Here is a 12700-nt window from a genome sequence, read left to right as displayed (position 1 = left end):
GTCAACCTAAAAAACTATGCCATTTAAATTTAAAAAAGCACACTGAAGACATAAAAAAACCCAAAAAACACCATAAACAGAATTAAAACAGCAACAAATACTAAATTGAGAATTTTATATTGGTTTTGCGTAACGATAACGAAAAATTTACTTTCTTATTTTGGCAATATGAAATTTTCTATACTTCTTGCTCATTTCTTTTTTAGTGACATTCGCTAGGCTATATCGCAGACTACCTTTTTAATAAAATCAACAGGGGATCAAAGTGGTAAAATTCCTTTCTCCATTTATATTTTTTTGTTTTTTCCTAAGCCTTTTTAGTGCTTTTGCAAATGCAGAAGTTGGCCTTTGGAAAGTAGAAAAAGGTCAAAAAACATCCTACTTGTTTGGAACTGTGCATGTTGGTGATAAACAAATGCAAGGGTTGCCAGTCAAAGTTAAAACCGCTATCAAAAACAGTGACAAAGTGATGGTTGAGGTGAACCTAGAGGCCTTATCTCCGTTGGCAATCCAACAACGCTCCATGCCTTTTATGCTACTAAAAGGCAATCAAACCTTAGCGTCTCAACTAAGCCCCGAAGTCTATAACAAGCTGAAAGCCTATTTTGCAGCAAAACAAATAGATATTGCTTTATTTGAACGTTATGCCCCCTGGGCTGTTATGGTGACTATGCTACAGCTGGAATATCAGAAGTTAGGTTTCACGGACAAAAATGGGATAGACAAGCAGGTTATCGCGTTTGCAAATGAAAGCAATATTGCGGTTGATGAATTTGAAACGCTTGAATATCAGCTTGAGATGTTTAGTCAATTGAGTGTACATAGCAACGACATGCTAAAAGAGACGTTTGCACAGATGGCGGACTTAAATACTTACTTTTTGGATTTAGTCGCGGCATGGCGTTCCGGCGACTTGAAAAAGCTATCTCATTATTACAATGTGAGCTTCTCTGATGATAAATATGGTCAATTAGCCGAACAATTGATGATCATTGAACGTAACAATAATTGGATTGAAATACTCAAAGAGCAATTACCGAACACCTCCTTATTTGTCGCAGTAGGTGCTCTGCATCTGGTCGAGCAGTACGGACTGATCGCTCAACTAAAAGCTGAAGGTTATACCATAACACCGCTTTAATATGGCCATAACTTGGCAAAGAGCCAAAGCGCAGGTCACCTTTCAAGGCTCGTTGATACAACACCGCACCGAGCCTTCAAAAAAATTAAAATCTATTTAAACCTTTTCACCTGACACTGCGACTTACCTTACAAAGACACTCCTTAAAGGTAAAAAGAATGAAAAGAATCATCTGCGCTTTATTGGTGAGTAGTGCAGCAATCACTGCTCACGCAAACGAAACAAAAACAATTACAGCATCATTTTCAGGTAGCGATGTAATTGAACTCGAAATAGATGTTGCGGTGGGTAAAGTTGATCTAGAAACTTATCATGGTGACACCATTGAGGTTGAGATCCTAGTTGCACCAAAGGACTCTGACAGCTGGTTTAGCACACCTGACGTCAATGATGCCGAATTAACCAGTAAAAGCCATGCTGATAAGCTCTCTCTTGAAGTACCGTCAGATGATTATGAACTCTCTTGGCACGTAAAAGTACCGCAAAGTGTGGCTCTAGATATTGAGGTTGGAGTGGGAAAAATTGAAGTAAATGCCCTTAATAATTCTGCCGAACTGGAGGTAGGTGTTGGTAAAATAAAGGTTGCCGCGATGGCCTCTGACTTTAAACAGGTCTCGTTAGACTCAGGTGTGGGTAAAACATCTATGTCAGGGTACCCCGCTAGTAACACAGCGAAAAAAAGCATGGTAGGATCAAAAACTGATTATTCCGGTGCTGGACGCTATGCTATCGATGCTGAAGTTGGTGTGGGCAATATCAGCCTGATAAAAAAATAGCAGAGATTATCTTTTATCAAGGATAGCGGTGAGTTTATCTGTTAATACTTCTGTTTGTAGCGGCTTATACAAATGAGCCGTTGCGCCCAACTCATATACTTTGTCTAAGTCTTCACTATTGGTATTTGCGGTCACAACGAGAATGGGGATGATAGGGTCGATTGCTCTGATCTTTCTTGTCGCCTCAAAGCCATTCATGATTGGCATATTTAGATCCATCAGTACCACATCAAACTTTCCAACCTGATATATTTTAAGTGCTTGCTCACCATGTTCAGCATGTGTTACTTGCTTAGCTATCGGCTGCAGCATTTTTTCAATCACTCTGGCGTTGATTAAGTTATCCTCAACGAGTAAAACATTGGTAGATAATTTTTCACGCTTGCTTGAGCGCACGTTCTCGATATCAACTTCTATCGGGATCTGAAGCTCTGCTCTCGTACCAAATGGCTTTCGAGCTGTAAATTTAAGCTGTCCACCCAGCGCGGACACTAGCAACTGACAGCGTTGTAGCCCAAGTTGCGACCCCTGAAAATGCTCTGTTCGCATTGACTCCTGTAGACGCTTATAATCAAACCCCTCTCCTGTATCTTCAACAATAAACTCAAGATAAGACGCCTCTTGAGTCATCACAATATCTGCAAACACTTGAATACCACCACGCTCGGTAAATTTAATCGCATTGTTTACAAGTTCTCCAACGAGCCAAGCTATCCGTTTTGCATCACCGAAACAAATCATATTTAGCGCATTCCCAAGGGCTAAATTAAACGTGAGAGACTTGTTATGTGCACTCAGTTGGAACGAGATACAAGCTGTTTTTATCACATCGTGCAGCTGTATTTGATGCCGCTCAATGACAATATCTTGCTGTGATAAACTATTGAAATCTTCTACCGAGTAAAGCAAAACATCTAACTGATTAGCGGCACTCTTTACATGCTCCAATTGTTTTGCATCTGCACTTTTTATAAATTCATCCAAGTAACCATGGAGCGCTTGAAGTGGGGTTCGTAGTTCATGACTAACACGAGCCAAAAAGCGCGATTTCGATTGTAACGCGTCATCCGCGAGCTTTTTTGATGCTTCAAGCTGCCTAAAAGTTTCGGTTATCTCTTTTGCCATTGGGCGAAATACAAATTTAGCCTCAATAAATAAAACCGTCAGCCCTAGTAGCCAAATTAATAACTCTATTTTTCTAACCCGCTCGGTGTTTAACTTAGCTTGATGTTCAAACAGAGAGACCGCTTCATTTAAGTTGGGTAGTAAAGTCTGTGATAATTTAAAAATATCTTGTGATAACTGGGTATTTGGCTGCTTTAAGTGACGTTTTGCCAAAGAAATCAACATGAGACTCTGCCGATGTAACTGAGCTGGATTTTCATAATACAGCGACTCGAGCAACGCATTTAAGTGGTGATACTTGCCCGCCTCTTTTTCTGTTAAAAAGTGATGATTACCTTCAAAGTCATCAATAGCTAGTCTGAGCGTCTCCAACCCATGCGGCGAATCTATCGAACTGAACAGTGCTATCCGCTGGGATAACATCCGCTGCATACCAGCAAGATTGATCACTCGAGCATCCTGGCTCTGCTGGTGGAGGAGGTATTGCATCACTACCATGGCCATCGATAGCAATAAAGCCATAGCCAACAGTGCCCCTATGTAGCGAAACTTCATGTTAGGTATTAACGACATATTGGTATATTTGTTCCCTCTTTAAAAAATGCCCACGCTTATTCAGTGTAGTGGACAATCATATTATTTACAGTCCTATACTTGACACCTAGACGGCCAAAATGTTTCAATGCGAGCTCACCCTATTTATGCAGTTTGATGCCAAAGCGTCAAACTTATACCAATGGTGCTTAATTAAATCGAATAGATATTAAGACCAAATGGTATTAGGGCTGGAAGAGGTGCGTTATTCAGGTAACTAAGTGAAGGAGAGCAAACTCCGTTGCAGCTTAGTAAGGGGAATACACGCCGAGAAACAGACAACTTTGCTATTCTCTGTTTCGGGCGACTGGGCTGAATCCCAGCGACTGTCACCAACACACTTGGTGGAGAGCTTCTGGTCTTAGAAAAATAAGGCCACAGGCTGCCTTATCCTTTTTAAGTCCATTGCTCTTCGAATTTTAACGGTTCGAAGTTTGGACACCCTCCTTACTACGAACATGATTTAAGTTCGGTAGAGATGAAATTACAATTCAACTTATCTGACTATCCATTATGGACGGCTTTAGTTACCCCTTTTGATGCTGAAAATCAGATCGATTTTAGCGCGTTGACAACCCTTGTGCGGGATCAAGAGCAGGCACAAAATGGTATTCTGTTACTTGGGAGTACAGGCGAAGGGCTTGCGCTTACCCAACAAGAGCAACAAAAAATCGTCGAGTTTGTTTGCCAACTTGCGCCTCGCGTACCATTAATGGTCGCAGTGGGTGGCAGCAACCTTGAACAACAAATACAGTGGGTGCAGTTTTGCAACACACAGCCCATCGATGCTTTGTTACTCGGCTCACCAATTTATGCCAAACCCGGCAAAGTGGGACTTGGCCATTGGTTTAATTCCCTCTTAAACGAGAGCAACGTGCCATGTATGCTCTACAATGTACCAGGACGAAGTGCCGTTGCCATCGCCCCTGAATTATTAGGGGAACTTGCAAATCACCCAAATCTTTGGGCGCTCAAAGAAGCTAGCGGCAATATCGCCACTTTCGAAGCATTTCGCCAAGCAGCCCCAAATGTCGCAATCTACAGTGGTGATGATAGCCTAATGCCTTACTTTGCCCAAGCGGGAGCAACAGGCTTGGTGTCTGTCGCTGCGAATGCTTGGCCACAACAAACAGCCGAATTTGTAAGGCGCTCTCTTAGTGGCACGTCCCCTAATTTATTCACTACATGGTCGGAAGCTGCGAACAGCTTATTTGCAGTGGCAAACCCTATTCCGGTTAAGGTCTTGATGCATTTACAAGGGAAGCTGGCAAGCCCGAACCTACGCCCTCCTTTGACACATTTAGAACTTACCCACACAGATGCGCTGACACGCGCCAACGAAACAATTTTATCTTGGAATTAAGGCAGTAAAACATGAGCTGGTTAACACTACTAAACAACCTCGAAAACGGCACTGTACGTGCGGCAACACAAGACGAACAGGGTCAATGGCATGCAAATGTAGAAGTAAAAAAAGGGATCCTTGAAGCATTCAAAAATGGCGTAAATACGGAATTCCCTGGTGGCTTCGTGGACAAAGATAACCTAGCGCCACGCGGTTTTGCAGCACAAGATGGCGTGCGCATGGTACCCGGTGGAAGCAGCGTAAGACGTGGTGCGTATGTCGCTGCAGGCACCATCATCATGCCACCGGCTTATGTAAATATTGGCGCATATATTGACACTGGCACTATGGTAGATAGTCATGCGTTGGTTGGTTCATGCGCGCAAATTGGTAAAAATGTTCACCTAAGTGCTGCTGTTCAAGTTGGTGGAGTTTTAGAGCCTGTTGGTGCAAGCCCGGTTGTTGTTGAAGATGATGCTTTTATTGGTGCGGGCTGTGTATTAGTTGAAGGCGTTGTCGTAAAACGTGGGGCAGTCTTAGCGCCAGGTGTTCGTCTATCTGCCAGTATTCCTGTGTATGATTGTGTCAATGAGCGTTTACTAGATAAAGACGAGGCGATCCCTGAAAATGCAATTGTGATCCCAGGCTCTCGCCCAGCCTCTAGTGAGTGGGCGCGCCAACAAGGTTTAAGCATGTCCTGTGCACTTATAGTCAAGTACCGTGATGAGCAAAGCGATGCGTCACTTGCACTAGAAGAGGTATTACGCTAATGAGCTGGTTGAGCACGTCACAACGAGCTGTTGCACAAAGCTTAGTACAGCAACAAGATACCCCTTTTTTCTGCTACGACTTAGATAAACTCAGCGCACATGTAAAGCCGCTAGTTGATCAACAAGTTGTAAAGCTATGGTATGCCGTTAAAGCCAACCCACTGTCTCACATTATTAAAACCCTAGATCACGCTGGGTTTAACTTTGATGTGGCCTCTAGTGGCGAGTTGGATCAGGTTTTATCACAAGGTGTCACTCCAGCGCGCGTGCTCAACACAGGTCCGGCGAAATCACTAAAGCAAATTCGCCACTTTGCAAATCAAGGTGTTCGCATCTTCGTAGCAGAGAGTCACAACCAAGTTGCATGGTTAAATCAAGTAGCCTGTGAGTTCGACCTTCAATTTGATGTGTTGTTACGGGTTCAGTTACGTTTTGATAAAGCACAACACAATCCACTAGGTGGTAATACATTGACCCCTTTTGGCCTAGGTAGTGAACAGTGGCAAGCTTTAACTTTAAGTGATTACACCCATTTAGATTTTGTCGGCCTGCATATTTTCCAATGGGGCAATATGCTCTGTAGCGATACCCTAGCTGAACTTTGGCAAGCCATGGTGTCACCCTTAGTACAGTTGGCTTCTGAACTTGGGATAGCGCTTAAAGTGCTCGACCTAGGCGGTGGTCTTGGGATCCCTTATGACGCGCACAGCACCGCACTTAATTGGACAACGCTGCTAGATACACTCGCATCAATTAAATCCGCCACTCAAGTTGATGAGCTGTGGATGGAATTAGGACGCTATGCTGTCGGCGAGTGCGGTTTTTACCTCAACCCAGTGGTTGAACAAAAACAGAATTACGGTGCTCACCAACTTATTGTCGCGGGCGGTGTGAACCACTTATTGCGCCCAGCAGTTACTGGACAAGCATTCCCAGCTGAACTGCTACGTCAGTCTGATGCCAACACTGTTGATTTTCATATTCATGGTCCACTTTGTACTGCGCTGGACAAGTTAGGCACTTTAGCTTTGCCCAGTGATAGTGCTGATGATGATTGGTTGGTGTTTAGTCAATGTGGTGCCTATGGTTACACTGAAAGCATGCCATTTTTTCTGTGCCACGAATTACCAGCGGAGTTTGTGATCTCTGGCGGTGAAGTTACCTGCGCTCGCGCAGCGCAACCTGCATCCAGCTATTTGAGGTAGAGATGAACATAATTACACAACAGAATATTCAAGTTGGTGAAATAGCGAACGGCTTGCCGTTAACCATTCCTGTATATCGCATCAAAGGCGATGGTAACGGCCCAAAAGTTTATATCCAAGCCAATATGCACGGTGCAGAAGTCCAAGGTAATGCGGTCATTTATCAACTTCTTGAGCAACTTAAAACATTGTCACTGGCAGCTGATATTACTCTAGTACCTTATGCAAACCCCATCGGTTGTAATCAAAAGTCGGGAGAGTTTACTTTGGGTCGCTTCGATCCGATAACTGGGACCAACTGGAACCGCATGTATCAAGACCATAGCTCTTTGGCATATGAATTTGTCGAAAAGTATGTTGATCTTCCGTTAGAGCAAATAAAGCCGCAGTTTCGCCAAGTGTTGCTGGAGCATACAACAGCACAATTAGAAGCCCCGCTAGATAGACTCACCACAGGAAAGCGCATTGCATTAAATTTGCAGCGCTTGGCTCATGAAGCCGAGCTAGTATTAGACCTACATACCGGCCCCATTTCAGCGAAACACCTTTACTGCCCTGAATATGCCAAGGAAAGTGCCCGCTATTTTGATATTCCACATGTGCTACTTATTCCCAACGAGTTCGATGGTGCTTTGGATGAAGCAAGCTTTTGTCCATGGTGGCACTTGAAATTAGCATATGAAGCAAAAGGACGAAACATCCCTGTATTCACTGAAGCATTTACTGTTGAGCTCGGCTCGCAAGAAAAAATTGACCTGACAGAAGCACAGCATGATGCCAACAGCATTCTCAGCTATCTCAATTATAAACAAGCTTTTTATGGTGCACACTTCGCGCCAAAAGAGATTGCTCGTTACACTTGCCAATTAGCAAACTACCGTACTTTTTACGCACCGATGGGTGGTATGGTCGAATACACAGCAACACTTGGAGAGCATATCAAAGCAGGGCAAACAATTGCCAAGATATTAAGAATGGAACGCTATTTATCGGAAACGCCCTTGAACGAAATCAAGTTAGACGAGGATGCAATTGCCATTTTGCACTTTGCCTCTGCGAGTGTGAACCAAGGTACAGAGCTATACAAGTTTTTTACCCAAGTTGAGCGACTGTAATTTACGTAACTAATTGCGTGAGAGTAAGTCAAATAGCAACAATCAAAGGTTAGAAAGATGTTTACTGACCTATTATCTAGCTCTTTCGGTTGTTTCTGTAAACACTTACTAAGGTATGGCGGCAGCCGCCGCCACCTTTTTATCGAGACCTGTTTTTAGCTATCAGGGCATAGTTGACCTTACTGATTCATTTCCCTTTCATTATCATTGGTTAATAATGTAATCAATTGTACTCACTCTCGGCGCAAAGATAATGAAACTGACACACCTATCCCTACCCACTTTGGCGTTATTGGCGTTACCGCTTTACGCTCAAGATACACAGCAAGAAGATGAAATTGACCTTGTTAAACAATGCGTACTCAACGCGGTCTTAACCGGTGAAAAAGACAAAACCATTGAACAAGTTCGTCAAGAATGTGCAGAAGCAGACGCCGATAAAAACTTAAGTCAACTCGATAAGCGTATGGCTCGAGAGCGTGTCACAGAAAAAAACCGGAATGTCCTTACGCCACATAAGCGCAATTACATCTTACCAGTTTCCTATATGACCAATGTAAATAGCCGACCTTTTGACGGTTTAAAAGCGATTGACGATGAAGAGGGGGAACCAATTGATAACTTTGAAGCTAAGTATCAAATTTCATTGAAAGCACCTATTTATAAGAGCTTTTCTGACAAAGATCAGGCTATCTATTTTGCTTTCACACTGCAATCATACTGGCAAGTCTACAACAAAGATGTCTCTTCGCCCTTTCGTGAAACCAACTATGAACCAGAAATCTTTTGGATCAACTTTTTAGATGACGAGAATGTACTTTGGGGTGATGAGATGGCCTTTGTACTTGGTATTTCTCATCAATCAAATGGTCGTAGTCAACCTAACTCGCGCTCTTGGAACCGTATCTATGCTAACTTTATATGGGAGAATCGAGGCTTTGTATTTAGCTTTAAGCCTTGGTATCGACTACCTGAAAACACGAAAGACGACCCATTAGATCCACGCGGTGACGATAACCCTAATATTGATGAATATCTCGGACATTTTGAGTTTAACAGTGTATATCGTTATGAGGATCACGAATTTGGCATCATGTGGCGTAATAACTTACGCAGTGACAACCGAGGTGCTATTCAATTGGATTGGTCTTTCCCTATTTGGGGAAGATTACGTGGCTATGCACAGTACTTCAATGGTTATGGCGAAAGCCTAATTGACTACAACACGCATACGCAAAGGTTTGGCATTGGGGTGTTATTAACAGACATACTCTAATGGTTTAAAAGCTCTGGCGCATCACCAGAGCTTTAACTTCAGCGCTATTTATTGTGGCTTTATCACCACAAACTGCCCTTCAAACTTGGCAACTAGAACATCTCCATCATAAACATTTACTGGCACGACATACTTAGCCTTTGCATCACTTACCAAAGCTTGTAGGTCACCTTCACAGTCTGCAATGGTTACTGTCGCCGCAGGCGCTGTTGTTAGCGGCTTTAAGTACTTGATGTTAGCATCCGCCAACACTATATCACCTTCAAGCCCAAGCTCTTTGAGCGCTAAGTATGTTGCTCCCCAACCCGTTAACGTCGCCATACTGTAAATGGAACCTGCAAACATTGAGTTGTGTAAGTTTAAGTTCGCTTTTAAGTCTGCCTTGGTAGAAAACTGCCAGTCAGTATAGCTTTCTACTTTAATACCCATGGCGTCACTGATGGGGATAGACTCACGCCATGTATTTTGCAGTACATGTGTCCAGTCTGGTTGTCTAAACCAACCAGGTTCAGTTGGCCGCTGTTTAACCATTTTCCAATGCTGAACATCACCGTAGGCTAAATGCGCTTTCTCGACTACTTCGTAGCCGTGGCGCTGGTAAAATGATAGGGCTCGCTCACGCGCAAATAAAACTAACTCTTGCGCTTTTTGAGTCCAAGCGATGATCTCTAACTCGTGCAGTAAACGACTACCTAAATGATGGCCTCTATGCCCTTCAGCCACAGCCATATATCGCACTTGAGCTTGCTGATGATTATTGAAGTGGAGCCTAGCAACCCCCAGCACTTCACCTTCGTTGTTTTTTATATAGCGATGCTCTGCTTCTTGCTCTAAGTCATCCTGTTCGCTACCTCTAGGTTGATCCCATGGCGCTCTAAGTACTTGCCAACGTAATTGATAGTAAGCTTGCCAATCTTCGCTACTTTGCGGTGAAGTTACCTCAAACATCACTGACTCCTGTTTTTTATTAGCCTTATCGCTATTATTCTTAGGTTGAATACACCCTACAAGATAACCTCAGTGTAGGGAATAAAATGCGCTAAAACACTTAGTCTTTAGTGTAAAAACTAATGAACAAGCTGGCATTCACAAAATCCTCGTCTATGCTGATGTTATCATGGGAGAATTTATTACTCATTCAGGCACTATTAGTAACGATTTTGTGGTTCATAGCCACCAGCTAGGGCACTTGCTATATTGGCACAAACAAGGCCGAAACAGCATTCAGGTTCGCCAAGACAAGTCGTTGCGATGGCTGCTAATAAACAACACCTTACAATCCGTTGTGGAGCTAAACCACCCGGAACACTTGCTATTTCCCCACTTAAAAACATTTGCTAGCCGCTGGCAATTAGCAACACCACCGACAAGCGTATTAGAATTAGGACTTGGCGCAGGCGCTATCCGTGACTATCTGAAGGCCACGTATCCAAGTTGCCATATCACTACCATTGATAACAACCCTGATGTCATCCATTGTTATAAGCGTTATTTTGGCGGCGATCCCTTGTGTGATGTTAACTGTATTGATGTGTTCAAAGCACTACAGCAGGGCAAGCGTTATGATTGGATAGTATTAGATTTATTCAGCGAGTTAGAGCCTCCTCTTTTCTTGTTTCAGCATCAATTTTACCGCTTATTACGAGCAGCTATAAATGAAGGCGGGAGGCTATATATCAACTTTTTAACCGACCATGAATCGCAATTAAAGCAACTTCAGCATTTACTTATCACTAATTTCGGTAAAAAGCCTTATATCGAGAGGGTACCGGATTACGCAAATATCATCATCGATGTAAAGCGCTAGGCTCGAGCTTTTATCTGTACATTATTGCTGCTTCAGCGGCGTTACTATACCGGCGTTCCATTGTAAAAAGCACTCAATCAAAAGCAATTTGTTTACGTAATCGCGAAATTAAATGTGACGGGGCCATCGTTTACCAAGCTAACTTTCATATCTGCCGCAAATTGTCCTGTGGCAACTTTAAGCCCAGCTACTTTAGCCTGCGCCACAAAGTATTGATACAAGGTATTTGCTTGTTCAGGTGTCCCCGCACTCGAAAAGCTCGGCCTCATGCCTTTTTTGGTATCAGCTGCTAGAGTAAATTGCGACACAACCAATAACTCGCCTTCAATATCTTTTAGACTCAAATTCATTTTGTCATTACTGTCTGTAAAAATACGATAGTTGATTACCTTATGGAGTAGCTTATCTGCCGTTTGTTCCGTGTCTGCTTTTTCAACCCCTAACAGTAACACTATGCCTTGACCTATCTGCCCTACTACTTCCTTCTCAACTTCGACTTTTGCTTCTGTAACTCGTTGAATTAGTCCTTGCACACTCTACCTCTATTTTTAATGATGCTGGATTTTGCACAGTAATAGATCCGCTGCACGTCGGATAGCTTCTGCATACGCAGAGGTTGCTCCACAATGCGCTACACCGTCGACAATAAACAACTGTGCGTTAACTTTTTGCGCCAGCTGATAAACCGGCGCATATCGGCACATTAAATCATGACGGCCATGAATAAACCAGATGGGTAAATGACGGATACTTTCCCCATGAGAGAGTATTTGCTGGGGCTGCATAAAGCAGTTGCGACTAAAAAAGTGCACCATTTGCTGCGCCTTGATGAGCTGTTTGTCCCCTTTACATAGTCTTATTTTTTCAATATCGCCATCCATAGCAATTAAGTTATCCCATTCGCACCAACGTGTTGCCATGGTTCTTTTACGCAGCTCATCCTCGCCAAAAAGTGCTTGATGATAACAATTCAGGATGGACGTTAACGTCTCTAGGTTTTGTGCAAATTTATGATATTGTTCAGGATACATTTGAGCAGGTGCACCGTGTCTACCATACAACCAATGTAAGTCTTCCTCTGTTCCCAAAAAACTTGACCACAATACCATTCCAGCAATCTGATCCTGATACTGCTGAGCGTAAAGTAGTGCCAACATTGCACCAAAAGACTCTCCTGCAAGTATCACCTTTGACAACCCTAAGTGTATTTTTATTGCAGTTATGTCATTCAATAAGGCGACAGTATTAATGTGGCGAATATCACTTGGCGTTGAGTTGCCACACCCCCGCTGACTGAACAAAATAACGCGATACTTTTTGGGGTTAAAGTAACCCAGTACCGCTGTGGAATGACCTTGCCCAGGTCCCCCATGGAGTACGATGATAGGAATGCCTGCAGGGTCACCATACTCTTCAATGTCGAGTTGATGACCATGACCAACAGCTAAGTGGAAGCGACGCAAAGCGTTGCTATGCTGATACAATAAGCTCATGATCCCCCTTACTTCGTACCAGTAAGCCTGATCTATGGATAACTAAGTGGCTT

At 43.2% G+C, this 12700-nt stretch carries 12 protein-coding genes and 1 riboswitch; of the genes, 8 read left to right on the top strand and 4 right to left on the bottom strand.

Translation table 11 applies throughout. The features are described from left to right. Positions 1–265: 265 nt before the first annotated feature. Together EAG18_RS06075 and EAG18_RS06070 are read left to right on the top strand one after the other, a co-directional pair. Positions 266–1141 (top strand): TraB/GumN family protein, encoded by an 876-nt coding sequence (locus tag EAG18_RS06075; protein ID WP_125251498.1) that lies wholly within the window; start codon positions 266–268, stop codon positions 1139–1141. Between the two features lie 158 nt (positions 1142–1299). Further along, positions 1300–1917, top strand: a complete 618-nt coding sequence (locus EAG18_RS06070) for a hypothetical protein (protein WP_125251497.1) — start codon at positions 1300–1302, stop codon at positions 1915–1917. A 6-nt stretch (positions 1918–1923) separates the two neighbouring features. Here EAG18_RS06070 and EAG18_RS06065 read toward each other — a convergent pair whose 3' ends face one another. Then, a complete protein-coding gene (locus EAG18_RS06065; protein WP_125251496.1) occupies positions 1924–3615 on the bottom strand; it encodes a response regulator in 1692 nt (563 codons plus the stop codon). Between the two features lie 208 nt (positions 3616–3823). Beyond that, a riboswitch (Lysine riboswitch) is annotated at positions 3824–3999 on the top strand. 115 nt (positions 4000–4114) lie between these two features. Here EAG18_RS06065 and dapA point away from each other — a divergent pair. The 5 genes from dapA to EAG18_RS06040 all read left to right on the top strand — a co-directional run bounded on the left by dapA (position 4115) and on the right by EAG18_RS06040 (position 9347). Next, positions 4115–4999 carry a 4-hydroxy-tetrahydrodipicolinate synthase gene (gene dapA / locus EAG18_RS06060; protein WP_125251495.1) on the top strand — a complete coding sequence of 295 codons (885 nt, stop codon included), beginning with the start codon at positions 4115–4117 and terminating at the stop codon, positions 4997–4999. Between the two features lie 11 nt (positions 5000–5010). Beyond that, entirely contained in the window at positions 5011–5751 is a 741-nt protein-coding gene (locus EAG18_RS06055) for a 2,3,4,5-tetrahydropyridine-2,6-dicarboxylate N-succinyltransferase (RefSeq protein ID WP_125251494.1), read from the top strand. Continuing rightward, positions 5751–6956: a PLP-dependent decarboxylase gene (locus EAG18_RS06050; RefSeq protein WP_125251493.1), complete on the top strand. Its 1206-nt coding sequence runs from the start codon at positions 5751–5753 to the stop codon at positions 6954–6956. Before EAG18_RS06055 ends, EAG18_RS06050 begins: the two co-directional genes overlap by 1 nt. Positions 6957–6958: 2 nt before the next feature. Beyond that, a complete protein-coding gene (locus EAG18_RS06045) occupies positions 6959–8071 on the top strand; it encodes a succinylglutamate desuccinylase/aspartoacylase family protein (RefSeq protein WP_125251492.1) in 1113 nt (370 codons plus the stop codon). A 253-nt stretch (positions 8072–8324) separates the two neighbouring features. Next, a complete protein-coding gene (locus EAG18_RS06040) occupies positions 8325–9347 on the top strand; it encodes a phospholipase A (RefSeq protein WP_125251491.1) in 1023 nt (340 codons plus the stop codon). Between the two features lie 48 nt (positions 9348–9395). Here the strand turns inward: EAG18_RS06040 and EAG18_RS06035 are convergent, their stop codons facing one another. After that, the gene (locus EAG18_RS06035; protein ID WP_125251490.1) at positions 9396–10295 is read right to left on the bottom strand and encodes a bifunctional GNAT family N-acetyltransferase/hotdog fold thioesterase; all 900 of its coding nucleotides are present in this window, start codon (positions 10293–10295) and stop codon (positions 9396–9398) included. A 169-nt stretch (positions 10296–10464) separates the two neighbouring features. Between EAG18_RS06035 and EAG18_RS06030 the strand changes: the two genes are divergently transcribed. Further along, positions 10465–11154 carry an SAM-dependent methyltransferase gene (locus tag EAG18_RS06030; RefSeq protein ID WP_125251489.1) on the top strand — a complete coding sequence of 230 codons (690 nt, stop codon included), beginning with the start codon at positions 10465–10467 and terminating at the stop codon, positions 11152–11154. A gap of 92 nt (positions 11155–11246) precedes the next feature. Here the strand turns inward: EAG18_RS06030 and dtd are convergent, their stop codons facing one another. Further along, positions 11247–11687, bottom strand: a complete 441-nt coding sequence (dtd, locus tag EAG18_RS06025) for a D-aminoacyl-tRNA deacylase (protein ID WP_125251488.1) — start codon at positions 11685–11687, stop codon at positions 11247–11249. Positions 11688–11702: 15 nt separating this feature from the next. Further along, positions 11703–12647, bottom strand: a complete 945-nt coding sequence (locus EAG18_RS06020) for an alpha/beta fold hydrolase (protein ID WP_125251487.1) — start codon at positions 12645–12647, stop codon at positions 11703–11705. Positions 12648–12700: the final 53 nt, after the last annotated feature.

The organism is Pseudoalteromonas sp. J010, assembly GCF_003934235.1.
GTDB classification, from domain to species: Bacteria; Pseudomonadota; Gammaproteobacteria; order Enterobacterales; family Alteromonadaceae; genus Pseudoalteromonas; species Pseudoalteromonas peptidolytica.
The sequence above is the reverse complement of the archived record's forward strand: the minus strand, read 5'-3'. Positions and strand labels throughout refer to the sequence as shown.

What these genes read in the sequence shown, in the direction of transcription:
- EAG18_RS06020 (WP_125251487.1), bottom strand. Translation starts at nt 12,647, where the DNA reads ATGAGCTTATTGTATCAGCATAGCAACGCTTTGCGTCGCTTCCACTTA.
- EAG18_RS06045 (WP_125251492.1), top strand. Translation starts at nt 6,959, where the DNA reads ATGAACATAATTACACAACAGAATATTCAAGTTGGTGAAATAGCGAAC.
- EAG18_RS06050 (WP_125251493.1), top strand. Translation starts at nt 5,751, where the DNA reads ATGAGCTGGTTGAGCACGTCACAACGAGCTGTTGCACAAAGCTTAGTA.
- EAG18_RS06035 (WP_125251490.1), bottom strand. Translation starts at nt 10,295, where the DNA reads ATGTTTGAGGTAACTTCACCGCAAAGTAGCGAAGATTGGCAAGCTTAC.
- EAG18_RS06065 (WP_125251496.1), bottom strand. Translation starts at nt 3,615, where the DNA reads ATGTCGTTAATACCTAACATGAAGTTTCGCTACATAGGGGCACTGTTG.
- EAG18_RS06070 (WP_125251497.1), top strand. Translation starts at nt 1,300, where the DNA reads ATGAAAAGAATCATCTGCGCTTTATTGGTGAGTAGTGCAGCAATCACT.
- dapA (WP_125251495.1), top strand. Translation starts at nt 4,115, where the DNA reads ATGAAATTACAATTCAACTTATCTGACTATCCATTATGGACGGCTTTA.
- EAG18_RS06040 (WP_125251491.1), top strand. Translation starts at nt 8,325, where the DNA reads ATGAAACTGACACACCTATCCCTACCCACTTTGGCGTTATTGGCGTTA.
- EAG18_RS06055 (WP_125251494.1), top strand. Translation starts at nt 5,011, where the DNA reads ATGAGCTGGTTAACACTACTAAACAACCTCGAAAACGGCACTGTACGT.
- EAG18_RS06030 (WP_125251489.1), top strand. Translation starts at nt 10,465, where the DNA reads ATGGGAGAATTTATTACTCATTCAGGCACTATTAGTAACGATTTTGTG.